This window comes from Leisingera sp. M523 (assembly GCF_025141335.1).
In the GTDB taxonomy this organism is placed as follows: domain Bacteria; phylum Pseudomonadota; class Alphaproteobacteria; order Rhodobacterales; family Rhodobacteraceae; genus Leisingera.
Genome location: NZ_CP081036.1, coordinates 3,830,243 through 3,853,663, shown reverse-complemented (window position 1 = coordinate 3,853,663; position 23,421 = coordinate 3,830,243). Strand labels below are relative to the sequence as shown.

Genomic DNA, 23,421 nt, shown 5'->3' with positions numbered 1-23,421 from the left:
CCTCTGCAAAGCCTGAATTCAGGCTTCGCCTTCCTCTTCGCCAGTGTCTTCGTCTTCTGCCGCGTCTTCTTCTAGTTCAGCCGGATCAACCCAGCCCAGCATGATGCGGGCAGTCATCACCATGTCCTGCGCCTGTTCGAGCGTCATACCGAAAGGTTCCAGGATACCATCATCCTTGACCCGTTCGCCGCCATCGTTGGTCCAGCCGCCGGCCAGTTCCCAGTCTGCACAAGTGGCGAAATCTTCCAGCGACTTTACGTCGTCCTTGGCCAGTGCCTCTACCATCTGCGGGGTCAGGCCCTCGAACTGAATCAGGCTGTCTTCGGCGCCCAATTCGCGAGCCGCATCCAAGGCCGCCTTGGCCTTGGCCTCCAGGTAGTCGCGGGCACGGGCCTGCAATTCACCGGCGGTGCTTTCGTCAACACCGTCGATGACCAGCAGCTCATCAAGCTCGACATAGGCGACTTCTTCAAGATTGGTAAAGCCTTCGGAAACCAGCAACTGGGCAAAGAACTCATCCAGATCCAAGGTTTCCATGAACAGCTTGGTGCGCGCCTCGAATTCCTTCTGGCGGCGGGCCGATTCTTCTTCCTCGGTCATGATATCGATGTCGAGGTTGGTCAGCTGCGATGCCAGGCGGACGTTCTGGCCGCGGCGGCCAATGGCCAGGCTCAGCTGTTCTTCAGGCACGACAACTTCGATCTTGCCGGCTTCTTCGTCCAGCACAACCTTGGTCACTTCAGCCGGCTGCAGTGCATTCACCAGGAAGGTCGGCTGATCCTCGTTCCACGGGATGATGTCGATTTTCTCGCCCTGCAGCTCGTTCACCACGGCCTGCACGCGGGAGCCGCGCATACCAACACAGGCACCGACCGGGTCGATCGAGCCGTCATAAGAGATAACAGCAATCTTGGCGCGCGAACCGGGATCACGGGCAACCGCCTTGATATCGATGATGCCGTCATAGATTTCCGGCACTTCCATCTTGAACAGCTCGGCCATGAATTCCGGCGCGGTGCGCGACAGGAAAATCTGCGGGCCGCGCGGCTCGCGGCGCACGTCCTTGATGTAGCAGCGCACACGGTCGTTCGGGCGATAGCTTTCGCGGCCGATTTTTTCATTGCGGCGCAGGATTGCTTCGCCAGCGCCCACATCGACGATGACGTTGCCGTATTCCTCGCGCTTGACCAGACCGTTGATGATGGTGCCGGCGCGGTCTTTGAATTCTTCGAACTGGCGGTCACGCTCTGCTTCGCGGACCTTCTGCAGAATCACCTGCTTGGCCGACTGGGCGGCGATCCGGCCCATTTCAACCGGCGGCACTTCCTCGACATAGGTCTGGCCCACTTCAGGATTCGCCATGTACTGGCGGGCCTGGTCGACGGTCAGTTCAGCCTGATAGTTTTCCAGCTCTTCATCCGCCACGACAGTGCGCACGCGGGTGAATTTCGCCCGGCCGGTCTTGCGGTCAATCGATACGCGAATGTCCATTTCGGCGCCGTAGCGGCTTTTGGCCGCACGGGCGAGGCTCTCTTCCATCGCCTCGATGACCAGACCGGGGTCGATCATCTTTTCGCGCGCCACGGCCTCGGCGGTTTGCAACAGCTCCAGCTGGTTTGCAGAGGTGATAGCCATTACTTGTTCTCCTCTTCGGACTCTTCGGTCTCGATTTCGTCGAATGCGTCTTCGTTGAGCGTGCCGGCCTCTTTGCGCTGGCGCAGCATTTCCTTGATCAGATCATCGGTCAGAACCAGCTTGGCATCGCTCAGCCAGTCAAATTTCAAACCAATGGTCATGGTTTCGCCCTGATCTTCGATGTTGATCAGGACTTCGTCTTCCTCGGTGCCCGCCAGCTCGCCCTTAAAGCGGCGGCGGCCGCCGACCAGCTCGTCGGTTTCGAGCTTGGCTTCATAGCCCTCGAACATATCAAAATCTTTCAGCCGGGTCAGCGGCCGGTCGATGCCGGGGCTCGACACTTCCAGCGCATAGGCGTCGAGGATCGGATCCTCAACGTCCAGTGCCGCGCTGACCGCATTCGAGATCACGGCGCAATCATCCACCTCGATGCCGCCATCCGGCTTGTCAGCCATGATTTGCAATGTGGTCGCCTTACCAGACATCAGCCGGATCCGCACCAGCTCATAACCCAGATCCTCAATCACCGGGATGATGATCTCGGCCAGACGCCGGTCGATGGCAGCTTTGGCAATCAGGTCGTTGGTCATCAGACCTCCACTTGGGGCTTGCAGGCGATGGCCTGCGGGCACAAAAAAACGGGCGCGCGGCCCGTTGAAATTCCCGGTGGAGCCTTAAACCAGAGGTTCAACGCGCCGCTGTTGTCAAAGGCATATAGGACGGTTCTGGCGAAACTGCAAGAGGGTCGTGCAGCGCGCAGAGTTTCTGACCGCCGGACCGCTACCCCAGCTTGCCTTGAAGATCCGCGGCAACCCCATCCACAAAGCTCTGATCCTGACCGCCAATCACCAGATAAGCGATGCCATCACTGACCCATGAGGCAGCGGCCATGCCAGCCAAAACCTCGCTTTGCATCGCCTTATCGGCGCCAGAGGACCGAATGATACAGAAGGCCACCGGCACGCCGTCCGGACCAAGATAAGCCATTTGCAATAGGGGCTTGCCTTTGAAGCCAAGCAACTGGGCGCGTTTGAATTCCAGCCCTTCGACAGTTTGAGCAGGAGACAAGTCCACGCCCTGGCGGCTGCTGAATCCATCCAGAACTTCGGCTGTCACTTCGGCCGGCTGACTGCCATTCGCCACTGTGTCGGTGATATAGAGCGACTGATAAGATGCCACGACCGCCTTCCACCCCGGCGCCGTTTGCGGCTGGGGTCCGGGCTGCAGCATATAAGTGGAAAGAACACCTAGGCCAAAAGCCACCGCCATTCCGGCAACCAGCCGCAGCGGCGCACGGGCGGGGCGGGATGCGGGAATCAGCCCTTCCGGCATCTGCGGGGCACCCAGCGCCGCGGCAGAAAAGGCATCCCGCAACGCAGCCACCGGCAGATCCAACGTCTGCAGACGCTGCGCCAAAGCCGCATCCGTGGTCAGAACAAGCTCGACCCGGCTGCGCAGTTCCGCGTCTGCCTCGCCATCCAGGTAGGCTGTCAGCTCTTCATCGGTGAATGCCGCTTGCGCTTCATTCATGTTCCCGTCTCCGTTTCCGCCAACTCTCCCGCAATCTTCTTGCGGGCGGCCGCCAGTCTACTCATCACCGTGCCGATGGGGATATTCAGGATTTCCGCTGCCTCCTTGTAGGCAAAGCCTTCGACATAGACGAGCAGAACCGTGACCCTTTGGCTTTCAGGCAGCTCCCCTACCTTTGAAAACACCTGACGGGCGAAAATATTCGTTTCCGTGTTTACCCGCTGATCCGGAATCTCGGTTTCTTCCAGCGCCACCAGCCCGCCGCCTGTGCGCACGGCCGTTGCCCGCAACTCATTCAGCCACAGCCGGTGCGCGATCCGGAACAGCCAGCGGTCCAGATGCGTGCCGGGCTGATATCCTGCGTGTTTTTCCAACGCCCGCAGGCAAGTCATTTGCGCCAGATCGTCCGCCCGGTCACGCCGCCCGGTCTGCATCAAGCAAAAGCGCCACAACCGGGGATAGAGGGGACTTATCCCCTCCCTGACCTCTTCCTCAGCCGTCTTTTTGCCAAACCAGCGAATAATCCGCGCTCCTGCCGTGTTTTAATCTCAAGGCCGGTCAAGACGCCGTGCCGCAAGAACATTGATAATAGGAAGGACATAGGATGCTCAACTCACTGTTTCGTGGCGTTTCTGTTGCAGCGCTGATTTTTGCGGGTCAAGCCGCGCTGTCGGCAGACTGGGTGCTGGACGGCGCAAGCTCCAAGCTCGCCTTTGGCTCAGTTAAAAAAGACACGGTGGGCGAGGTGCACAGCTTTGAAGAGCTGACCGGCAGCGTAAGCAAGGACGGCACTGTCACTGTGGCAATTTCGCTGCCATCGGTGGAGACCTTCATTGATATCCGCAATGAACGGATGATTGATCTTGTGTTCAATGGCGAGGCTCAGGCGGCGCTGACGGCCAAGGTCGACATCGCTGCGCTGGAGGCGCTGCCAGCGGGTGGTACAATGGTTTCGGATGTGGAAGGCAAGCTGAGCCTGCTGGGGCGCGATATTCCTGTGGAAACGGAAATGTTTGTGGCCCGCCTGTCTGACCGGAAAGTCATGGTCACCACCAATGATCTGCTGTTTCTGGGTGTCGAGGACGCGGGCCTGACCAAAGGCGTTGATATCCTGCAAGAGCTTGCGAAACTCTCCGGCATTACCCGCACCGTCCCGGTTACCGCCCGGTTTGTGTTTGAAGCTGGTAGCGACACCGCCCAGGCGTCCCCTGCAGCCCAGGAGACAGAGGTGGCGCTGTCAGGCGATCCGGCCAAAGGCAAGAAAGTCTTCCGCAAGTGCCAGGCCTGCCACAGCTTTGAAGAAGGCAAAAACGGCACCGGCCCCAGCCTGCACAGTATCATCGGTGCTGGTTCCGCCGCGGCCGATGGCTTTAAATACTCAAGCGCCTTTCAGGACGCCAACCTGACCTGGAGCGAAGACCAGCTCGCGGCCTTTCTTTCAGATCCCAAGAAAGTGGTGCCCGGCAACCGCATGGGGTTCAAAGGCTTGAAGAAAGATGATGATGTCCAGAACGTTATTGCCTACATCCGTGAGAAAAGCTGAAACGTCAAAACCGGGGATGGCCGCTCAGGCCATCCACCAGCGCTCGGCGATGCGGCCATCGTCAAGCGGTGAGCGCTGCCCCACTTTCCGTGGAATGCCGACATTGTGGCGGGCGGCCAAAGCCATATTGCTGGAAGACGGATGATACAGGAATTCCCCGCGCTTCAGCAGGCCGCGCGGTTCCGGCAATGCCGCGACATCAACATACCCGTCCCGCAAAGCTTCGGCACGGACTGCGGCATCAGGGATCACAATGATCTCTACTGTCTCAGCCCAGCCCGCGATGCCGGATTTGTAGTGATTTGCAACTCGGGACGCGCGGAAATGGCGGCCTTCCCGGGCTCGTTCCACCTTGTAGCACCCCGTGCCAATCGCAGCGGACAGCGGTGCTGGCAGTTCACCAGCGGGTGCAATCATCAGATCGGCACCAGCCAAAAGGTAGGGCAAATGCGGATTGGGTTGTGCCAATTCCACCAGCAATTGCAGGTTGCCCAGCGCAGTGACCGCGCGTACTTCAGCTCCGGTAATGCCCTGTGCCGAAAGCGACGCGGCTGCATCCTCTGCTGTCAGCAGTGAGCCGTCATGAAAATCCACGCCTGCACGCAAATCAAAGGTCCAGGTTTTGGCGTCCGGCGTCGAATGCCAGCCTGTAGCCAATTCTCCGCGCAGCAAACCATCAGGGGCAATTTCTGTCAGCGTGTCATAGACCGCGTAACGTGCGGCCTGTTCCAAAAGCCCACCGTCGCGGGGAACTGCAAGACGCAGCGCGCCACCGGCCTTGGGCGATGCATTTACGGCTCCGCCAGCCGCCGCCAGCAGGGCTGCAGCAGCACCCGAGGTGAACAGCGCGCGGCGGTCAATGCGCGTCATGGCACAAGCTCTCCTGCAATCCGGTCCATCGTCCGCACCAGCTCAGCGCTGATTCCCGGCTCCGACAAAGCATGGCCGGCATTGCGCACCATCTTCAACTCCGCATTTGGCCACAGCTCATTCAAGCGCCAAGCCGAAGACGGCGGGCAAATCATATCGTAACGCCCCTGCACAATAACGCCGGGGATATGAGAGATCCGGTCCATATTGGCGAGGATCTGGCCGTCGTAATCGAGGAAACCGCAATTGATGAAATAGTGGTTCTCCAACCGGGCAAAGGCACGTGCATAATCGCCGGGGCTTTCGCCGCTCTGGCCGTTGGAATGCACCGACGCCAACGCGTTTTCCCAGGCGGACCAGGCCCGGCCATAGCGTACTTCTTCATCCAGATCGCCGGAAAACAGCCGCTTGTGATAGGCGGCGATCATGTCGCTGCGCTCCGCATCGGGGATCAGCGAGACAAATTTGACCCAGGTTTCGGGCCAGAACTTGCCGGCACCGCCGCCATAGAACCAATCCAGCTCAGCCTTGGTCATCAGGAACACGCCGCGCAGGATAATCTGCTGGACCCGGCTGGGGTGGGTCTGGGCGTAAATCAACGCCAGTGTCGCTCCCCAGCTGCCGCCGAACAGGATCCAGCTATCGATGCCCAGCTGGCGGCGAATCAGCTCCATATCGGCAACCAGATGCCAGGTGGTGTTGTCTTCGCAGGACGCATAGGGGCGCGAGCGGCCGCAGCCGCGCTGATCGAACAGGATGATTCGATACACATGCGGATCGAAATACCGCCGCATCGCCGGACTGCTGCCGCCACCGGGGCCGCCATGGCACACAATCACGGGAATGCCATTGGGATTGCCGCTTTGTTCAGCATATATATTGTGGCCCTGGCCTGCGTCGATCATGCGCTGGTCAAAGGGCTCGACCGGCGGATAAAGATAATGCACAGCGCGCTTTTGGTCCGGGTATCTATCCATTACTGACCTTAGTGAAACGTCAGACTACAAAAGAGCACACGGAGACAGGAATGCAAGCGCCTCAATCCACGGTCGACCCTGCGGAAATTGCCAAATTCGAAGCAATGGCGGCGGAGTGGTGGGATCCGAACGGCAAGTTCAAGCCTTTACACATGCTGAACCCGTGCCGGCTGGACTATATTACCCGTCAGATCGCCGGGGAATTTGGCCGCGACCTGACGTCACAGTGCCCTTTCAAAGGGCTGCGGCTGCTGGATATCGGCTGCGGCGGCGGACTGCTGAGCGAGCCGATGGCGCGGTTGGGTGCAACAGTTGTGGGCGCCGATGCGGCCGAAGGCAACCTGCCGGTTGCCCGCATTCATGCCGAACAATCGGACTTGGAGATCGACTACCGCCACACCACCGCCGAGGCACTGGCTGCTGCCGGTGAACAATTCGACGTTGTGCTGAACATGGAAGTGGTCGAGCATGTGGCCGATCCGCTGAGCTACCTCACCGCTACCCGTACACTGCTGAAGCCCGGCGGGCTGGAAATATGCTCCACCATCAACCGCAACCCAAAAAGCTTTGCAATGGCGATTGTCGGAGCAGAGGTGATCATGCGCTGGCTGCCGCGCGGCACTCATGAGTGGTCCAAGTTCATCACCCCGGATGAACTCTACGAACTGCTGCGCAATGCCGGTCTGAAGCCTGTTGACCGTAAGGGGTTCGTATTCAACCCGATCACCTGGAACTGGTCCGTATCCGAACGGGATCTGTCGGTAAACTATGTGACCGCCAGCATAAAACCTGGCTAAGAGTGCCTCGCCGACCAGTTTTTTCTGCCGCCTATCCTAAAGGATAGGTAGTAACCCTTATGCACTCTTTGGCCACCGCGTCCCGCTTGCTATCTTTAACAAGCGGGGTTGGAGTATTTTTTCAAGCCGCGATTGGGCGCAAGCTAAGTACCAAGTAACTGCTTGCCATTGTGACTGGGGGGTCTGCCCAATGGTTAAACGATCGCCGTTCACGGCATGATGGGGACTGATGGGGAAGAGGGGCGCCTGCTTGCAGGCGTCCCTTTTTAACCCGGGCAGGTGACTGTTTGGGTCCAGCCGCTCAGCCGCTCTCTTCCAGTTTGCCGCGCAGCTCGCGCAGAATAGGCAAGGTCGCCCGGACCCGATCGCTGCCCAATTCACCCACAACTTCTGAAATCACCGGAATGATTCCGGCCAGTGCCGCATCCCGGGCCTGTTTGCCGGCCGGGCTGATCGCCACCATCTTGCGCCGCGCATCGTCCCAATCCGGGCGGACATGGATGTATCCGGCAACTTCCAGCTTGCCCAGGGTGTTGGTCATAGCCCCGCGGGTTACGTGAAACGCCTTGGCCAGCTGCGCGGGCGAGCGTTCCAGCCCGGCCCGGGCCAAGTGGTTCAGCACCGAGAAATGCGACAGCTCCATCCCTTTGGGCAGCACTTTGCTGAGACGTGACCGGGCCAGCTGGTCAGCCATCAGAATCTCGCTGAACAGCGATACCGCCAGGGAATGTGTCTCATCCATCAGGGTCCGTCAAACTCCCGGTCGTGGGTCAGGGAAGGCACGCGTTTTCGCGCTTCTGCCACTGTTTCGAGGTCGAGATCAACGAAAGTCACGCCCGGTTCCTGACCGGCATCGGCCAGCACCTCGCCCCAGGGGGCTACGGCCAGAGAATGGCCAAAAGTTTTGCGGCTGGGCCCGCGGGAGGCCGGGTGTTTGCCAGTCTGCGCAGGCGCCAGCACAAAGCAGCCGGTTTCAATTGCACGGGCGCGCAGCAGCGAATGCCAATGTGCGGCGCCGGTGACATAAGAAAACGCCGCCGGCGCAGTGATGATCTGCGCCCCGCCTTTGGCCAGTGCCCGGTGCAGTTGCGGAAAACGCACATCATAACAGATGGTCATGCCGATACTGGCAAAAGGCGTCTCTGCCACAACCGCCTGGGTGCCCGGGCGGTAGCCATCGGACTCGCGGTAGGTTTCCTCGGGTGTGACCTCGACATCGAACATGTGGATCTTGTCGTAGCGCGCCTTGATTTCACCCTGCGGGCTGATCAGGAACTGCCGGTTGGCAAAGCGCCCGTCATTGTCGTGGGTCTTGAGGCCCAGCGACCCCAGCAGCAGCCAAATGCCGTGTTTTGCCGCCTTGTCACGCAGGGCGGCCAGCGTCGGATCATCCTCTTCGTGACACAAGACACGGTTCTGATGGGTCCGGCTGCCGGAGAGGCAATTGGTAACTTCGGGCGTCAGTACAAAGCCCGCCCCGCCGCGCACAGCCTCCGCCATCATCGCCTTCACGGTCTCCAGGTTTTCAGCCGGGATGTCGGTGGATGTCATCTGAAGCAGAGCTGTGCGCATTTTATCTCTCCGGATTCAGGCCGCCAGCAGCGGGTCCAGTTTGCCCGCCTGTTCCAGCGCAAAAAGATCGTCACAGCCGCCGACATGGGTTTCACCGATAAAGATCTGCGGCACCGTGCGGCCGCCATTGGCGCGCTGGATCATCTCTGCCTTGCGATCCGGCTGCGCCAGCACGTTGATTTCCGAAAAGGTAACACCCTTCTGATTCAGCAGACGCTTGGCGGCGTGGCAGTATCCGCACAGAGGCGAGGTGTAGATTTCAACGGTTTTCATTCAGGACCCCATAGTCTGGTTTCGAAGGTTGTGGATGAATTGGGGGTTCAATGCAACAATTGCCAGAGGCCCGCGGGCAGCCTCACGCTTGCGTGACCCGGGCCAGCACCGCCACCCGCACCTCCGCCGCACCGGCCTGCAGGCAGGCATCAGTGCAGGCACTAAGAGTGGCACCGGAGGTCATCACGTCATCCACGATCAGAACCGTGCGCCCTTTGATCCGCCCCTCCCGGCCCGGGTGGGTTGCAATTGCTGCACCCAAATGCTGAAAACGCTGGCCCCGTGTCTTTCCTTCCAGCGCGGGGGTCCGCCGGAATCTGCGCAGCAGATCCGGGCAATGCTCCAGGCCAATCCGGGCCGCCACTGCTTCAGCAAGCAAGGCGGATTGATTATACTTGCGCTTCAGCAGCCGGGTCCAATGCAGCGGCACCGGGCATATCAGGGGAGTCTCTGCCAGCATCGGCTGCACGGCCCGCTCCAGCCATCCAGAGGCCATATGTGCAATTTCCGTCCGGTCCCCGTGTTTCAAAGCCAGAACCAGCTTGCGGCCCCGCCCCTCATAGAGCAGCGCAGATCGCCCTTGGCTCCAAGGACGCGGATGGCGCAGACAGCTGTCGCATTCCAGCCGAAAGCCGTCCGCCTCGCCCGGCAGCGGAGCGCCGCAGCCCTCGCAGACCGTGCCGCTGATGAAATGCATCTCGGCCCAGCAAGAACCGCACAGGCCAAAGTCGCTGCCAACCAGCCCCCCGCAGCCCATGCATTGCGGCGGATAGATCAGCGAAACAGCAGTTTGAATCCTGGTCAGCAGCATCTAAACAGCCCTCATGACACAAGCACCCGCACAGCTTTTTGACCGCCGCACCCTGGCAGCCCGCCGCGCACGCCGGCGCGCGGATGCGTTGTTCCTGCACCAAATGGCGCGGGATGAGGCCGAGGATCGCCTGAATCTGGTTAACAGAACCTTTACAGCGCCTGCCGTTGTCTGCCCTTTCCCGGAAGTCTGGGAGGGGTTTCTGCCGGGTGCAGCAGTGGTGCCGGATGACGATCTCCTGGCTTTGGCAGAAAGTGCGCATGATGTGGTGATCCACGCCATGTGCCTGCATTGGGCCAATGACCCGGTTGGCCAGCTGATCCAATGCCGCCGTGCCCTGAAGGAAGACGGGCTGCTGCTGGTCATCCTGCTGGGCGGCCAAACCCTGCAGGAACTGCGCGCCGCCATGGCTGAAGCCGAAACCATGGTGTTGGGCGGGCTGTCGCCCCGCGTCGCGCCCATGGGGGAAATCCGCGACCTGGGCGGTTTGCTGCAGCGGGCGGGTTTTGCCCTGCCGGTAGCGGACCTGGTACCGCTGACTGCTGAATACCGTGATCTGACCCACCTGATCCACGATCTGCGCGGCATGGGAGAGACCAACGCCCTCGCCCAGCGCCTGAAGCACCCGGCTCCGCGAACCCTGTTCCAGCTGGCCGATCACATCTACCGCGAGCATTTCGCAACGGCTGACGGCCGGCTGCCAGCGACATTTGAGCTGGTCTGCCTTACCGGCTGGTCGCCGTCGGACAGCCAGCAGAAACCCTTGCGCCCCGGCTCTGCCCGGATGCGCCTGGCCGATGCGTTGAAGGTGCCGGAATCCAAGCTCAAGCCCTGATAAATTTCCGTTATGGCTGCGCCAATGTGATCCAATTGGCCTTCTGCGCGCAAAGACAGTAACGTCCCGCCAACAACTGAATTCCAAGCCCCACAGGACCTGCCCATGCTGGACGCCGCCCGGACCGCCAAATGCCCTGCCCACGCCCCTGCCGATCACCCAAAGATCCCGGCAGAGAAAGTCGGCATCCTGCTGGCCAACCTCGGCACGCCGGATGATTATTCGTACTGGCCGATGCGCCGTTACTTGAACGAATTCCTGTCTGACAAGCGGGTGATCGACTACCCATCGTGGAAGTGGCAGCCGCTTTTGCAGTTGATCATCCTGACCAAACGCCCGTTCTCTTCGGGCGCCGCTTACAAATCGATCTGGAACCACGACAAGGGTGAAAGCCCTTTGATGACCATCACCAAGGACCAGACAACCAAGATGGCGGCGGCGATGAAGGCACGCTATGGCGATCAGGTGATGGTCGATTTCTGCATGCGCTATGGCAATCCCTCGACCAAATCCAAGGTGCGGGAAATGGTTGCGGCCGGCTGCCAGAAAATCCTGTTTGTGCCACTGTATCCGCAATACGCCGGCGCCACCTCAGGCACCGCCAACGACCAGTTCTTCCGCGCCCTGATGGACGAACCCTGGCAGCCCGCCGCTCGCACGATCGAACCCTATTTCGACCAGCCCGCCTATATCGACGCTTTGGCGCGATCGGTGGAAGAGGCCTATGCCAAAGCTGAAAAGCGCCCGGATATCCTGGTGGTCTCCTATCATGGCATGCCGAAGCGCTACCTGATGCAGGGCGACCCGTACCACTGCCAGTGCCAGAAAACGACACGCCTGCTGAAGGAGCGGCTGGGCTGGGACGACACCCGGATCACAACCACTTTCCAATCTGTGTTTGGACCCGAGGAATGGCTGAAACCTTACACGGTGAATCACGTCGCGACGCTTGCCAAAGAAGGCAAAAAGAACATCGCGGTGATCGCGCCGGCCTTCTCGGCCGACTGCATCGAGACGCTGGAAGAGATCAACGAAGAGATCCGTGAGAGTTTTGAGCACGCGGGCGGCGAGGACTTCCTTTATATCCCTTGCCTCAACGATGATGACGATCACGTTGCGGCACTGGCCGGTGTGATTGAGCAGAATCTGCAAGGCTGGCTGGACTAAAGCGCTCTCCCGGTTCAAATAGGATCCAAAATTGGATCGCCGTGCAGACCGGCAAACCGGGGAGAGTTTTGGATGACGCTTGCGCATTGGGCAGCAGCCCTGAAACAGCATTGGGGCATCGAGGCGGAATTGAGCCGCCTGGATGGAGAATATGACCTGAACTTTCTGGCCAAAGGTGCCGATGACCAGGGCTATATTCTCAAGGCGATGCGCCCCGGCTGCGAAACCTGGCTGGTCGACATGCAGGTAAAGGCGTTTGAGCATATCGCCGCGCGCCAGCCGGATCTGCCCTGCCCGCGGGTGACCGCCGCTGCGGATGGCCGATCGCTGCTGACACTCCCGGATGAAAAAGGGCAAGACCGGCTGGTCTGGCTGCTGAACCAACTTGCCGGGCGGTGCTATGCCAAGGCAGAACCCAAAAGCGATGCGCTGATCCATGAGATTGGTCAGGTTCTCGGCGGCTCGGCCAAGGCGCTGGCCGATTTCCGGCACGATGGGCTGGAGCGTGATTTCAAATGGGACCTGATGCGCGCGGGCTGGATCAAGGATCAGCTGTTGTGCATCACCGATCCAGCACGCCGTGCGATCCTTGAAGGAATTTCTGCAGATTTCGCGAAGTTAGAGCCTGTTTTAGCGAAACTTCCCAAGCAGGCCGTCCACAATGACGCCAATGACTACAACATCATGGTGGCGGGAGAACTGGGTGAAACCCGCAGGGTGTCAGGCCTCATCGACCTAGGCGACATGTGCGCTGCACCGCGGATCTGCGACCTGGCAATTGCTGCGGCTTACATCATGCTGGACCACCCGGCGCCGGAGGCAGCAATGGCAGCACTGGTTACGGGGTATCACGAGGCTTATCCTTTGACGCCTGCCGAGGTAGACATGGTCTGGCCGCTGCTGCGTGCCCGGCTGGCGGTAAGTGTTGTCAATTCCACCATGATGGCAGCGGACAATCCGGATGATCCCTATGTGACGATCTCGCAGGCTCCGGCCTGGCGATTCCTGGAGGGAAACACACTGCACGGCGGGCTGCTGACTGCCCGGCTGCGCGCGGCCTGCGGGTTGCCTGTTGTTGATGGTGCAGACCGGGTGATGGATTGGCTAGAACAGAATCGCGGCAAATTCGCCCCGCTGATGGGTCAGGACCTGGCAGATGCGCCGATGGGATCACTGTCGGTGGAACACTCCACCTGGCCGCAGAACCCATTTCACATGCCGCTGGAAGAAGCCGCCCGCGTGGGCGAGAAATACGAGGACCAGGGCCGCATCTGGCTCGGCTACTACCACGAACCGCGGCTGATCTATACAGAGCCCGCTTTCCGCAAAGGCCCTTGGAAAGCCAGCGACCGCCGCACTGTGCATTTGGCGGTGGATGCCTTTGCCGGCGCTGGCACGCCGGTATTTGCCCCCATGCGTGGTGAAGTCTTCGCGGCAGAGTACCGGAACGGGCATCTGGACTACGGAGGGGTGATCATCCTGCGCCATGAAACACCTATGGGCGATCCGTTCTTTACCCTCTACGGCCATTTGGATCCGGAATTCCTGAGCCGTCTGAAACCGGGTGATATGGTGGAAAAGGGTGAGGAATTCTGCCGCCTGGGTGACCCCAGCCAGAACGGCGGCTGGGCACCGCATGTGCATTTCCAGCTGGCCCTGACCACCGAAGGGATCGAGGCCGGCTGGCCCGGCGCAGGCGACCCGGATGAGATGTACCTGTGGCGCGCAATCTGCCCCAACCCCGCGGCCCTGCTCAACCTGCCGGATGAAAAGGTCCGCTATCACCCAACCGACAAAGGTGCGGTTCTGGCCGGTCGCCGCACCCATTTTGGCGGTAACCTCAGTCTCACCTACAATGACCCGGTGATGCTGGTGCGCGGCTGGAAGCACCACTTGTTTGACGAATGGGGGCGGCCCTATCTGGACGCTTATAACAACGTGCCGCATGTGGGCCACGCCCATCCGCGCATCCAGGCGGTGGCAGCGGATCAGCTGAAGCGGATGAATTCGAACACCCGCTACCTGCATCCGGCACAAACCGCCTTTGCAGACAAGGTGCTGTCCAAGCTGCCAGATCCTTTTGAGGTCTGCTTTTTCGTAAACTCGGGCACCGAGGCCAATGAGCTGGCCCTGCGCCTCGCCCGCGCTCATACCGGCGCCAAAGGCATGGTGACGCCCGATCACGGCTATCATGGCAATACCACAGGCGCGATCGATATCTCCGCTTACAAGTTCAACAAGCCCGGCGGAGCAGGCCAGGCAGACTGGGTGGAGTTGGTGGAAGTTGCAGACGACTACCGCGGTTCATTCCGCCGCGGTGATCCAAAGCGCGCGCAAAAGTTCGCAGATCTGGTCGATCCGGCAATCAAGAACCTGCAAGGCAAGGGCCACGGCATCGCTGGCTTCATCGCTGAAACATTCCCCTCAGTCGGCGGTCAGATTATCCCGCCGAAGGGATACCTGCCTGCAGTTTACGAAAAGATCCGCGCGGCAGGAGGTGTCTGTATCGCCGACGAAGTGCAAACCGGCCTGGGCCGTCTAGGCGAATACTACTTCGGCTTCGAACACCAGGGCGCAGTTCCCGACATCGTGGTGATGGGCAAGCCGGTTGGCAACGGCCACCCGCTGGGGGTGCTTGTCACGACCAAGGCGATTGCCAAAAGCTTTGACAACGGGATCGAGTTTTTCTCGACCTTTGGCGGGTCTACCCTGTCTTGCCGGACCGGCAAGGAGGTGCTGGATATCGTTGACGATGAGGGCCTGCAGGACAACGCCCGGGTGATAGGCGCCCGGCTGATCAAAGGGCTGCAGGGATTGGAGCAGAAATACGCCTGCGTTGGCGATGTGCGTGGAATGGGGCTGTTCCTGGGGTTGGAACTGATCAATCCGGATGGCTCTGAGGCCACCGGAATTTGCTCCTACGTCAAAAACAGGATGCGTGATCACCGGATCCTGATCGGCAGCGAAGGCCCCAAGGACAACATTCTGAAGATCCGCCCGCCGCTGACAATAGATGCAGAAGACGCAGACATGATCCTCTATGTCTTGGATAGTATCCTGCGCGAAGTGGAGGCGGCCTGACAGCCCCTCCTGACCCGCAGATCAGGCAACAAAAAAGGCGGTGGAAAACCACCGCCCTTTCCGTAACCGTGTACCGAACTTAGTTCGATGCAACAGCTGCGCCGACCAGAACCAGCAGCAGCAGCGGCAGCAGAATGCCGCTGGAAGAACCCTGAGCTTCTTCCACGATGACCGGCGGTTCTACAACCGGCTCGGACAGGTTGCCAGCAGTGGCAGTCGAAGCAGCAGCAGTCAGCGCAGCAGCGATAACGAGTTTTTTCATGTTAACCTCCAGAATTCGCACGGATCATACAACTGAACCACGCACCCAAGACTTATCTCGTATTTTTTTCTAACCAGCAAAACCGCGGGATTGCAATTGCTTGTTATAGTTAACAGCTTAGCGCCCCGCCACGTGTCGTCAAATAAGCAACACCTGGGTGCCGACTTTGGTCAGGCTGAACAAATCGGCGATATGTTCATTGTAAAGCCCGATGCAGCCGTTGGACGATTTGCGGCCGATTTTCCGCGTATCGTGGGTTCCATGGATGCGGTAATACTTCCAGCTAAGATACAGCGCATGGGTGCCAAGCGGGTTATCCGGCCCCGGCGGAATGAACGCAGGCCATTCCGGGTTGCGCTTGCGCATATTCGGTGTTGGAGCCCAGCCTGGGCCGTCAACTTTGCGAACAATCTTGGTCCGGCCGCGGCGGGTCAAATCGTCGGACAGCGGCACAGAAGACGGGAAAAGTTTGTAAACGCTTTCATCCTGGGACCAATAGTGCAGAGCCCGGCTGTCGATATCGACCAGAATCGCCCCGTTCCGCAGATTATCAAAATATGGTCTCCAGGATTTGGCCCGGAATGCAGAGATGTTGCGCTGGACAGCCGGTTCCGGCTCTGGCGGCGGGCGCAACGGATCAAAGGCCTGCTGCGCCTCGTCGCCGGACTCTTGCGCAAAGGATGGCGACGAGATCAAAGCAGCGCTGCCGGCAAGAAAATGCCGCCTGCTGAAGGTATCAAAGGGGTTTTGGGGCATCACTCTTTCCAACTTGCGCAATCAGGATCAATGGCTGCGCCATTTTATGACCGGAAAGCCGCAGTCGCAAATCAATCCGACCGGCAAGTCTGCATATTTCTGCCGGTCCATTTGCACCTCTGCAACAGGAAGGATAAGTGCATCAGCAACCGACGGAGCGAGAGAGCAATATGAAACGTGTTTTTCTGCTGATGGCTGCTGCCTTTGTAACTGTTGCGGCAGCATGTACGCCCGCAACAGAATCCGGCAGCACCTACCGTATTAGAAATGCAGACAAAGTGCAGATCCGGATGCTTGATTCAGTCAATGCGCTGCGTCAGGCGGCTGGTGCGCAAGCTGTCCAGCTGAATGCCGAGCTGACTGCGGCCGCGGCGACCCATTCCCGGGATATGTCAGTGCAAAACCGGCCCTGGCATTTCGGATCCGACGGCTCCTCGCCGCTGGACCGGGTGTCGCGTGCAGGTTACACCGGCTCGCTTCTGGGGGAGAATATCTCCGAAACCTACGAGAACGAGCAGCAAACCCTGTCTGCGTGGCTGGAACGCCCGGCCACACGCGCGGTGATTCTCGATCCAAAAGCCGTGAATATGGGGTTCTCCTGGTTCCAGGAGCCGAACGGCAAAATCTGGTGGACGATGGTTATGGGCAGCTGAGCCGCCACGCGTCTGCTGATGCACGGCGCCGCCGCATCTGCAGAATCGGCGGCCCTGGCAGGTATTCAGGGCCGCAAAGCGATGGCCGTGCCGTCCTGCACCATGGCATAGATTTCTTCGATTTCTTCATTTGACACCGCGATACAACCGGCGGTCCAGTCGTTAACCCGGGCTGCGCGTTTGCGCTCCTTGCCGTTGTTCGGCTCTCCGTGGATAAAAATCTCACCACCCGGACGCTTGCCTTGAGCATGCGCATTTGCCCGGTCCTGCCCGTTTGGATAAGAGATTCCGACCGACAGATGATAGCGGCTGTTGGGATTTCGCCGGTCAATCACATATGTGCCCTCAGGTGTCTTTCCGTCACCCTCAAACGCCTTGTGCCCCAAGGGTGCGAACCCCAGGTCGACTTCATACTCGCGCAGGATATCTTCGTTGTGCATCAGGTAAAGCTTACGCGCACCCTTGTTGATCACGATCGAAGTCACTTGCGGTCCGTCATATGAGTGAAACCGGCTCACTGCGCTGCCGGAGGTGCTGCAACCAGCCAGCGCAAGGCTCGCGGCCGCACCGAAACCAAATGCCCGTCTGTCCATTCTCAATGCCTGTATTTCTTTTTTTGCCTCTATTCAGCCTTTACCGCGAATTGCCTGTTAAGGAAATTCACAATTTCCTGTCCGGGGCCGATTGACTGCTTAGTCTCTGTTCAATTGCTTCCAGGCGGCTCAGCACTTCGTCCCTATAGGCATCGGTGCGTTCCACCTCTTCTTCGCCATGGGCATCCTGCATGGAATTGACGATCAGACCGACAAGAAGGTTCACCACGGCAAAGGTCGTCACCATGATGAACGGCACAAAGAACGCCCAGGCGTGCGGATGCACTTCCATCACCGGCCGAACAATACCCATCGACCAGCTTTCCAGCGTCATGATCTGGAACAGCGAATAGGCGCTGCGGCCCAGATCGCCGAACCATTCCGGGAAGTCCTGGCCGAACAGCTTGGTCGCGATCACGGACCCGATGTAGAAAATAATCGCCATCAGCAGGAAAACCGATCCCATCCCCGGCAGCGCGGTGATGAACCCCTCGACCACCCGGCGCAGCCGCGGTGCAACTGAAATAACCCGCAGCACCCGCAAAATACGCAACGCCCGCAGCACTGACAGCCCCTGTGTCCCTGGCGCCAACGCAATGCCGACGATCACGAAATCGAACACATTCCAGCCGCTCAGGAAAAACCGCAACCTGCGCACAAAGAGTTTGGCCAGTATCTCCACCACAAAAATGGACAAGCAAATATTGTCGATCAGGTGAATCAGACCGCCAATCTTAGCCATGACAGATGGGGCGGTCTCCAGCCCCAGGGTGACTGCATTGACCAGAATGACAGCGGTAATAAACCGGCCGAACCGGTCACTGTCCAGAATAGCTGCCAGGCGGCGGATCGGGGTGGACGCTTGGGTATCAGTCATCTCAGTCTTTCACAGTAAATCGCGCAACCAGCTCGGTATGGGCGGACCAGCGGAACTGATCAACAACCTGCACCCAGTCAAGGCTGTAACCCGCTGTAACCAGCACTTTGGCATCGCGGGCAAAGCTCACCGGATTGCAGGAGACATAGGCAACCACAGGTGTTCGGGCTTTGGCCAGCTGGGCAGTCTGCGTCTCAGCGCCTGCGCGCGGCGGATCAATCACAGCAGCTTCAAAAGCTGCACCAAACGGGTTCAAATCCTCGGGCAGCAACGGATTGCGGAACAGGTCGCGGACCTCGGTGGTGACTTTCTTCAGCCCTGCCGCCCTGCGCCAGCCTGCATCCAACGCTTCCAGCATTGAATGTTCACCCTCCACCGCATGCACTTCGGCGGTCTGGGCCAAAGGCAGGGTGAAGGTACCGCAGCCTGCAAACAAATCGGCGATCCGCTTGGCTCCGCTTGTTATTTCCTGAACCGCCGCCAGCAACGCCGCCTCACCATCCCGGGTGGCTTGCAGGAAAGCCCCCGGCGGCGGGCAAACGCGCGCTGCGCCAAAGGGTTGCACCGGCGGCTGTTCCATCGCAACCGGTTCATCCTCCCACGTCAACCGGGCAATCCGGTTCTGGTCTGCCAGCTGCGCCAGTTTGATCCGCAATGGCCCGTCCAGCGGCTTGCCGTTCCTGACCAGTATGTCCAACCCAGCATCTGAGGTGGTAACCGTCACCGCCAACGGTGTCTTCCGGCTTGCCCCGGCCATCGCCAGCGCCTCTGCAACGGGAATCGCGGCCTTTAACGCAGGTTCCACCAGCTGGCAGTCGGGAATTTCAGTGATCACATCCGACGCCTGACCATGAAATCCGGCCATCGCACCCTTTTTGGTACGCCGTACTGCCAGCGTCGCGCGGCGGCGGGAGCCGGGCGGCGAAGTGTGGATCGGGCGAAACTCAGCCTCCAGCCCTTGTGCCATCAACGCGGTACGCACAACGTCTGTTTTCCACTCAGCCACAAATCCGTCACTTGCGTGCTGCAGCTGGCAACCGCCGCAGGATTTGTAGTGGCGGCAGGGTGGCTGCACCCGGTGCTCGGACGGGGTCTCGATCCGGATACTGGTCAGGCGGCTGTTCTCTGCGAAACCTGAAACGGTTTCTCCCGGCAGTGTGCGCGGGGCAAACAAGGGTCCATCGGCCACGCCATCGCCTTGATGGCCTAGCCGGCTGATCGTTGCTGTAGTTCTGGCTGCGTCAGTCATGGCCGCTCATTACAGCGGCAAGCCGGTCAGCAAAAGCAAAATGCGCCGGATTTTTTATTCAGCCGCCGCCTTGTTCTCAGCCGTGCAGATAAAGCCACCGGACTGGCGCGCCCAGAAAGCAGCATAGAGCCCCGCCTTGGCCAGCAGCTCTTCATGGCTGCCGCTTTCAGCGATCCGTCCTTTATCCATCACGATAATCCGGTCCATCTCGCTAAGTGTCGACAACCGGTGGGCGATCGCCAATACCGTCTTGCCCTCCATTACCCGGTGCAAGGCGGCCTGAATGGCGGCCTCAACCTCGGAATCCAGCGCCGAGGTTGCCTCGTCCAAAACCAAAATGGGCGCGTCCTTCAGGATAGCCCGGGCCAGAGCAATCCGCTGCCGCTGACCGCCTGAAAGCTTCACACCGCGCTCACCCAGAAAAGCGTCATAGCCATTGTTGCCCTGCCCATCTTCCAGCTCGGTGATGAATTCATGCGCCTCAGCTTTCTTCGCAGCGGCGATCAATTCTTCCTCCGGCGCATCCGGCCGTCCATACAAGATATTGTCCCTGGCCGAGCGGTTGAACATGGCGGTTTCCTGGGTAACCATGCCGATCTGGCTGCGCAGCGAATTCTGGGTTACACCGGAAATATCCTGTCCGTCGATCAGAATACGCCCGTTTTCTCCATCATAGAGCCGGAGAAGAAGTGAAACGAGCGTTGACTTGCCTGCCCCGGAAGCACCGACAATCCCCAGCTTCTCACCTGGTTTGATGTTCAGGCTGATGCCCTGCACCCCGCCCACGTCGCGGCCATAGGCGAATTCCACCTGATCAAACTCGATGCCGCCTTTGCTGACAACCAGCGGTTCAGCACCGGATGTATCCTCAACTCTTTCGCGTGCCGAGAGGGTCTTCATTCCGTTTTCGATCTCACCAATGTTGGAATAGATCGCCATCAGCGTGAAGCTGACCCAGCCTGTCATCTGCGCAATCCGGATCGAGACTGCGCCAGCGGCCACGATATCGCCTTCGGTTGCGCTGCCCGCCTGCCATAAAAACAGCGTCGCGCCGATCAGCAGCACCGGCAGGATGCCGGCCAGGCACATCAAGCAGAACCGGAAGCTGGCCGAGAGATAACCGAATTGCAGCGACTTTTCACGGTAGCTGACCATAGCATCCTGGGCAGTGCGTTCTTCGTGATCAGCATGTGCAAACAATTTGACCGTCTTGATGTTGGTAATGGAATCCACAACCTGCCCGGTTACCATCGCCCGCGCCCCTGCCCGCGTGCCAGAGCGCTTGCGGATACGCGGCAGGAACCAATGGATCAGCCCGAAGTAGCCAACCAGCCAGACCAGAAACACGCCAGTAATGCGCCAATCAATAGAGCCTAACAAGGCCAATGACCCCGCAAGAGACGCCAGAGCAAACGCAACAACACTTATCATCTCGGTGGTGACCGAGGTGACAGCCGTCGCCGTTTGCATCTGTTTCTGAGCGATCCGGCCGGCAAAATCATCGTCGAAGAACCGCACCGATTGGCCCAGCGTCCAGCGGTTCAGCCGCGACAGCACCAGCGGGTTCACGTTGGGCTGGACAATTATTGCATTAGAGGCTGCAGACAATCCGAACAGCACCGGCCGCACAAACAGGAAAAACCCCAATGCCAGTGCGATCACCGCCACATTGCCGGTCGAGAAGAACTGCTCAGGTCCGCTGGTTATTGCGGTGTCGATCACAATTCCCAGGATATAGGCCGTGCCCGCCTCCATCGCGCCGGCCAGCGCCGAGAATGCCGCCGCCAGCAGCAGCATTGGCCAGGCCCCGGTCAAGCACCAGTGCAGAAAAGCCCCCAGCCGCTGCGGCGGCGGGCCATCCGCCGGGCGAAAGGCGTCGATCAGATTGCCAATCTTCATTCTGCTGCCTCGATATTCAAGAAGCCTCCGGACTGGCGCGCCCAGAGCTGTGCATAAAGTCCCTGTGCCTGCAAAAGCGTCTCATGCGAGCCTTCTTCAACAATACGGCCCTGATCCATCACAAGGATACGGTCCATCTGCGCGATGGTGGACAGCCTATGTGCGATGGCGATCACCGTCTTGCCTTGCATCATGCCGTAAAGCGTTTCCTGAATCTCCGCCTCGACTTCGGAATCCAGCGCCGAGGTGGCCTCGTCCAGAATCAAGATCGGCGCGTCCTTCAGGATCACCCGGGCCAGTGTCACGCGCTGGCGCTGGCCGCCCGACAATTTCACCCCGCGCTCACCCACATGGGCGTTATACCCCTTGCGGCCCTGAGGGTCTTCCAAATCCAGGATGAACTCATGCGCCTGCGCCTGTTTGGCGGCGGCTATCATCTGTTCTTCGGTGGCGTCCGGACGGCCATAAAGCAGATTGTCCCGCACCGAACGGTGCATCAGCGCGCTGTCCTGCTGGACCATACCGATACGGCTGCGCAACGAGGCCTGCGTCACCGCGCGGATGTCCTGACCGTCGATCAGGATCTGGCCGCTTTCGGCGTCATAAAACCGCAAAAGCAGCTTCACCAGTGTCGACTTGCCGGCACCAGAGCGACCAATCAGGCCGATCTTCTCGCCCGGCTGGATTGTCAGGCTGATCTTGTCGAGCCCGCCGGCCTCGCGCCCGTAATGGTGCGAGAGGCTTCGCAGTTCGATCTCACCCTTGGTCAGCTGCAACGGATCCGCATTGGCCGCATCCACCAGATCAATGGGGTGGGCTATGGTCTCCATCCCCTCAGCCACAACACCCAGCTGACGGAAGAACGAGGTCAGTGCCCACATGATCCAACCGGTCATCGCGTTGAGCCGCAGGGTCAGCGCCGTGGCCGCCGCCACCAGGCCCACCGAGGCAGTCCCTTGCGACCACAGCATAATCGCCCAACCGACCACGCCAACAATCAGCAGCCCGTTCAGCGTAACCAGTGCGGCATCCATAACGGTGAAGATACGCATCTCTGCCTGGAAGGTTTTGCGGGTGTTCTCGATCGCCTCACGGGCATAGGTCAGTTCGTTGTCGTGATGGGCGAACATCTTGACCGAGTGAATGTTGGAGTAACTGTCAACTACCCGCCCCGTCACGGTAGAGCGCGCATCAGATGACGCCTGGCTGGCCGGGCCGACCCGCTTGACCGTCCACATCACCAACAAAGCGTAAAGCGCAAACCAGATCCCCAACGGCAGCATCAGCCTAACGTCTGCTACCCACAGCAGCACCGCAGCGCCTGCCAGATAGGCCAGCGAAAAGGTGATTGCGTCAAAGACTTGAAATATCACCTCCCCCGCGGCCGGCGGGGTTTGCATGATCCGGTTGGCAATCCGGCCTGCAAAGTCGTTCTCGAACCAGCCCACCGATTGGCGCAGCACATGTTTATGCGCCCGCCAGCGGATCAACGTGCCAAAGTTCGGCAGGATCGCATTGTTCAGCAACACCACATCCAGAAGCTGGATCAATGGCCGCAGCAACAGAATGAACAATGCAACCAGGATCAGCTCGGTTCCATGCGCCTCCCAGACCTGCTCAGGCCTGCCGGACATCAGGTCGACAATCCTGCCCATGTAGTAGATCAGCCCGACCTCGATCGCGGCAACAATGACCGACATCAGCGCGGTCAGGATAAAGACTGTTTTGAACGGCGTTGAATAGTCGCGCAGGAACGGCCACAGCCGCGTTGGCGGCGTGTTGGTCTCAGGGTGGGCGCAATATGGGTCAATGAGGTTTTCAAAGAAGCGAAACATGCGGGTGCTCCAAGTGTTCGAGCATTGATTTGGAATACAGATGAAGACAGCGGGCCGCCTATGGCTCCCATGTCAAACGGGGCAAGGTCTCAGGCGTTAAGGAAACCAGATCCCAGAATACATCAGCATTCCTCCGTCATGTGGTGGCTGCCCTATGCGTACGCAAGATATTTTTTCTTGTCACCCCTAAAGGTTCTGACGCTGCT

Annotated in this window: 23 protein-coding genes; 6 read left to right on the top strand and 17 right to left on the bottom strand. The window is 59.5% G+C overall.

The features are described from left to right. Positions 1-18: 18 nt before the first annotated feature. The 4 genes from nusA to K3557_RS19165 form a co-directional block, all read right to left on the bottom strand. On the bottom strand, positions 19-1,635 hold the full coding sequence (nusA, locus tag K3557_RS19180) for a transcription termination factor NusA (RefSeq protein WP_259995937.1): 1,617 nt from the start codon (positions 1,633-1,635) through the stop codon (positions 19-21). Next, positions 1,635-2,225 carry a ribosome maturation factor RimP gene (gene rimP / locus K3557_RS19175; protein ID WP_134831092.1) on the bottom strand — a complete coding sequence of 197 codons (591 nt, stop codon included), beginning with the start codon at positions 2,223-2,225 and terminating at the stop codon, positions 1,635-1,637. The genes nusA and rimP overlap by 1 nt, the downstream gene beginning before the upstream one ends. A gap of 190 nt (positions 2,226-2,415) precedes the next feature. Next, positions 2,416-3,165, bottom strand: coding sequence for an anti-sigma factor (locus K3557_RS19170; protein ID WP_259995935.1), 750 nt, complete (start codon positions 3,163-3,165; stop codon positions 2,416-2,418). Beyond that, on the bottom strand, positions 3,162-3,599 hold the full coding sequence (locus tag K3557_RS19165) for an RNA polymerase sigma factor (RefSeq protein ID WP_259988550.1): 438 nt from the start codon (positions 3,597-3,599) through the stop codon (positions 3,162-3,164). Before K3557_RS19165 ends, K3557_RS19170 begins: the two co-directional genes overlap by 4 nt. A 170-nt stretch (positions 3,600-3,769) precedes the next feature. Between K3557_RS19165 and K3557_RS19160 the strand changes: the two genes are divergently transcribed. Further along, positions 3,770-4,708 (top strand): c-type cytochrome, encoded by a 939-nt coding sequence (locus K3557_RS19160; protein ID WP_259995933.1) that lies wholly within the window; start codon positions 3,770-3,772, stop codon positions 4,706-4,708. A gap of 24 nt (positions 4,709-4,732) precedes the next feature. On the opposite strand, the gene K3557_RS19155 is transcribed toward K3557_RS19160, so the two are convergent. Both K3557_RS19155 and pip read right to left on the bottom strand, forming a co-directional pair. Next, on the bottom strand, positions 4,733-5,578 hold the full coding sequence (locus K3557_RS19155) for an ABC transporter substrate-binding protein (protein ID WP_259995932.1): 846 nt from the start codon (positions 5,576-5,578) through the stop codon (positions 4,733-4,735). Further along, the gene (pip, locus tag K3557_RS19150; protein ID WP_259995931.1) at positions 5,575-6,555 is read right to left on the bottom strand and encodes a prolyl aminopeptidase; all 981 of its coding nucleotides are present in this window, start codon (positions 6,553-6,555) and stop codon (positions 5,575-5,577) included. The genes K3557_RS19155 and pip overlap by 4 nt, the downstream gene beginning before the upstream one ends. Positions 6,556-6,605: 50 nt before the next feature. On the opposite strand from pip, the gene ubiG reads away from it, so the two are divergent. Beyond that, entirely contained in the window at positions 6,606-7,352 is a 747-nt protein-coding gene (gene ubiG / locus K3557_RS19145; RefSeq protein WP_259995925.1) for a bifunctional 2-polyprenyl-6-hydroxyphenol methylase/3-demethylubiquinol 3-O-methyltransferase UbiG, read from the top strand. A 301-nt stretch (positions 7,353-7,653) separates the two neighbouring features. On the opposite strand, the gene K3557_RS19140 is transcribed toward ubiG, so the two are convergent. The 4 genes from K3557_RS19140 to K3557_RS19125 all read right to left on the bottom strand — a co-directional run bounded on the left by K3557_RS19140 (position 7,654) and on the right by K3557_RS19125 (position 10,008). Beyond that, positions 7,654-8,094, bottom strand: coding sequence for a MarR family winged helix-turn-helix transcriptional regulator (locus K3557_RS19140; protein WP_129372623.1), 441 nt, complete (start codon positions 8,092-8,094; stop codon positions 7,654-7,656). Then, positions 8,094-8,924, bottom strand: a complete 831-nt coding sequence (locus K3557_RS19135; protein ID WP_259995924.1) for a carbon-nitrogen hydrolase family protein — start codon at positions 8,922-8,924, stop codon at positions 8,094-8,096. The genes K3557_RS19140 and K3557_RS19135 overlap by 1 nt, the downstream gene beginning before the upstream one ends. A 15-nt stretch (positions 8,925-8,939) precedes the next feature. Beyond that, positions 8,940-9,197: a glutaredoxin 3 gene (grxC, locus tag K3557_RS19130; RefSeq protein WP_129372625.1), complete on the bottom strand. Its 258-nt coding sequence runs from the start codon at positions 9,195-9,197 to the stop codon at positions 8,940-8,942. 82 nt (positions 9,198-9,279) lie between these two features. After that, positions 9,280-10,008: a ComF family protein gene (locus K3557_RS19125; protein ID WP_259995923.1), complete on the bottom strand. Its 729-nt coding sequence runs from the start codon at positions 10,006-10,008 to the stop codon at positions 9,280-9,282. Positions 10,009-10,021: 13 nt separating this feature from the next. Here K3557_RS19125 and K3557_RS19120 point away from each other — a divergent pair, with 13 nt between their 5' ends. The 3 genes from K3557_RS19120 (at position 10,022) to K3557_RS19110 (ending at position 15,091) form a co-directional block, all read left to right on the top strand. Further along, a complete protein-coding gene (locus tag K3557_RS19120) occupies positions 10,022-10,843 on the top strand; it encodes a methyltransferase domain-containing protein (protein ID WP_259995922.1) in 822 nt (273 codons plus the stop codon). A gap of 105 nt (positions 10,844-10,948) precedes the next feature. Next, entirely contained in the window at positions 10,949-12,010 is a 1,062-nt protein-coding gene (gene hemH, locus K3557_RS19115; protein ID WP_259995919.1) for a ferrochelatase, read from the top strand. A gap of 72 nt (positions 12,011-12,082) precedes the next feature. Then, positions 12,083-15,091: an aminotransferase class III-fold pyridoxal phosphate-dependent enzyme gene (locus K3557_RS19110; RefSeq protein WP_259995917.1), complete on the top strand. Its 3,009-nt coding sequence runs from the start codon at positions 12,083-12,085 to the stop codon at positions 15,089-15,091. Between the two features lie 79 nt (positions 15,092-15,170). Here K3557_RS19110 and K3557_RS19105 read toward each other — a convergent pair whose 3' ends face one another. Together K3557_RS19105 and K3557_RS19100 are read right to left on the bottom strand one after the other, a co-directional pair. Then, entirely contained in the window at positions 15,171-15,353 is a 183-nt protein-coding gene (locus tag K3557_RS19105) for a hypothetical protein (protein ID WP_024092111.1), read from the bottom strand. A 138-nt stretch (positions 15,354-15,491) separates the two neighbouring features. Continuing rightward, positions 15,492-16,109 (bottom strand): L,D-transpeptidase, encoded by a 618-nt coding sequence (locus K3557_RS19100; RefSeq protein ID WP_259995915.1) that lies wholly within the window; start codon positions 16,107-16,109, stop codon positions 15,492-15,494. Between the two features lie 170 nt (positions 16,110-16,279). On the opposite strand from K3557_RS19100, the gene K3557_RS19095 reads away from it, so the two are divergent. Further along, the gene (locus K3557_RS19095; RefSeq protein ID WP_259988573.1) at positions 16,280-16,762 is read left to right on the top strand and encodes a CAP domain-containing protein; all 483 of its coding nucleotides are present in this window, start codon (positions 16,280-16,282) and stop codon (positions 16,760-16,762) included. A gap of 65 nt (positions 16,763-16,827) precedes the next feature. Here the strand turns inward: K3557_RS19095 and K3557_RS19090 are convergent, their stop codons facing one another. The 5 genes from K3557_RS19090 to K3557_RS19070 form a co-directional block, all read right to left on the bottom strand. Beyond that, positions 16,828-17,355, bottom strand: coding sequence for a murein L,D-transpeptidase family protein (locus K3557_RS19090; RefSeq protein ID WP_259988575.1), 528 nt, complete (start codon positions 17,353-17,355; stop codon positions 16,828-16,830). Positions 17,356-17,422: 67 nt separating this feature from the next. Beyond that, on the bottom strand, positions 17,423-18,232 hold the full coding sequence (locus tag K3557_RS19085) for an ion transporter (protein WP_259995914.1): 810 nt from the start codon (positions 18,230-18,232) through the stop codon (positions 17,423-17,425). 1 nt (position 18,233) lies between these two features. After that, on the bottom strand, positions 18,234-19,481 hold the full coding sequence (locus tag K3557_RS19080; RefSeq protein WP_259995911.1) for a class I SAM-dependent RNA methyltransferase: 1,248 nt from the start codon (positions 19,479-19,481) through the stop codon (positions 18,234-18,236). A 54-nt stretch (positions 19,482-19,535) separates the two neighbouring features. After that, entirely contained in the window at positions 19,536-21,380 is a 1,845-nt protein-coding gene (locus K3557_RS19075; RefSeq protein WP_259995908.1) for an ABC transporter ATP-binding protein, read from the bottom strand. Continuing rightward, entirely contained in the window at positions 21,377-23,215 is a 1,839-nt protein-coding gene (locus K3557_RS19070; protein ID WP_259995906.1) for an ABC transporter ATP-binding protein, read from the bottom strand. The genes K3557_RS19075 and K3557_RS19070 overlap by 4 nt, the downstream gene beginning before the upstream one ends. Positions 23,216-23,421 lie beyond the last annotated feature (206 nt).

What these genes read in the sequence shown, in the direction of transcription:
- K3557_RS19120 (WP_259995922.1), top strand. Translation starts at nt 10,022, where the DNA reads ATGACACAAGCACCCGCACAGCTTTTTGACCGCCGCACCCTGGCAGCC.
- K3557_RS19070 (WP_259995906.1), bottom strand. Translation starts at nt 23,215, where the DNA reads ATGTTTCGCTTCTTTGAAAACCTCATTGACCCATATTGCGCCCACCCT.
- rimP (WP_134831092.1), bottom strand. Translation starts at nt 2,225, where the DNA reads ATGACCAACGACCTGATTGCCAAAGCTGCCATCGACCGGCGTCTGGCC.
- pip (WP_259995931.1), bottom strand. Translation starts at nt 6,555, where the DNA reads ATGGATAGATACCCGGACCAAAAGCGCGCTGTGCATTATCTTTATCCG.
- K3557_RS19110 (WP_259995917.1), top strand. Translation starts at nt 12,083, where the DNA reads ATGACGCTTGCGCATTGGGCAGCAGCCCTGAAACAGCATTGGGGCATC.
- K3557_RS19080 (WP_259995911.1), bottom strand. Translation starts at nt 19,481, where the DNA reads ATGACTGACGCAGCCAGAACTACAGCAACGATCAGCCGGCTAGGCCAT.
- K3557_RS19090 (WP_259988575.1), bottom strand. Translation starts at nt 17,355, where the DNA reads ATGGACAGACGGGCATTTGGTTTCGGTGCGGCCGCGAGCCTTGCGCTG.
- K3557_RS19125 (WP_259995923.1), bottom strand. Translation starts at nt 10,008, where the DNA reads ATGCTGCTGACCAGGATTCAAACTGCTGTTTCGCTGATCTATCCGCCG.
- K3557_RS19105 (WP_024092111.1), bottom strand. Translation starts at nt 15,353, where the DNA reads ATGAAAAAACTCGTTATCGCTGCTGCGCTGACTGCTGCTGCTTCGACT.
- K3557_RS19135 (WP_259995924.1), bottom strand. Translation starts at nt 8,924, where the DNA reads ATGCGCACAGCTCTGCTTCAGATGACATCCACCGACATCCCGGCTGAA.
- K3557_RS19075 (WP_259995908.1), bottom strand. Translation starts at nt 21,380, where the DNA reads ATGAAGATTGGCAATCTGATCGACGCCTTTCGCCCGGCGGATGGCCCG.
- hemH (WP_259995919.1), top strand. Translation starts at nt 10,949, where the DNA reads ATGCTGGACGCCGCCCGGACCGCCAAATGCCCTGCCCACGCCCCTGCC.
- K3557_RS19160 (WP_259995933.1), top strand. Translation starts at nt 3,770, where the DNA reads ATGCTCAACTCACTGTTTCGTGGCGTTTCTGTTGCAGCGCTGATTTTT.
- K3557_RS19100 (WP_259995915.1), bottom strand. Translation starts at nt 16,109, where the DNA reads ATGCCCCAAAACCCCTTTGATACCTTCAGCAGGCGGCATTTTCTTGCC.
- ubiG (WP_259995925.1), top strand. Translation starts at nt 6,606, where the DNA reads ATGCAAGCGCCTCAATCCACGGTCGACCCTGCGGAAATTGCCAAATTC.
- K3557_RS19140 (WP_129372623.1), bottom strand. Translation starts at nt 8,094, where the DNA reads ATGGATGAGACACATTCCCTGGCGGTATCGCTGTTCAGCGAGATTCTG.
- K3557_RS19170 (WP_259995935.1), bottom strand. Translation starts at nt 3,165, where the DNA reads ATGAATGAAGCGCAAGCGGCATTCACCGATGAAGAGCTGACAGCCTAC.
- K3557_RS19085 (WP_259995914.1), bottom strand. Translation starts at nt 18,232, where the DNA reads ATGACTGATACCCAAGCGTCCACCCCGATCCGCCGCCTGGCAGCTATT.
- nusA (WP_259995937.1), bottom strand. Translation starts at nt 1,635, where the DNA reads ATGGCTATCACCTCTGCAAACCAGCTGGAGCTGTTGCAAACCGCCGAG.
- grxC (WP_129372625.1), bottom strand. Translation starts at nt 9,197, where the DNA reads ATGAAAACCGTTGAAATCTACACCTCGCCTCTGTGCGGATACTGCCAC.
- K3557_RS19155 (WP_259995932.1), bottom strand. Translation starts at nt 5,578, where the DNA reads ATGACGCGCATTGACCGCCGCGCGCTGTTCACCTCGGGTGCTGCTGCA.
- K3557_RS19165 (WP_259988550.1), bottom strand. Translation starts at nt 3,599, where the DNA reads ATGCAGACCGGGCGGCGTGACCGGGCGGACGATCTGGCGCAAATGACT.
- K3557_RS19095 (WP_259988573.1), top strand. Translation starts at nt 16,280, where the DNA reads ATGAAACGTGTTTTTCTGCTGATGGCTGCTGCCTTTGTAACTGTTGCG.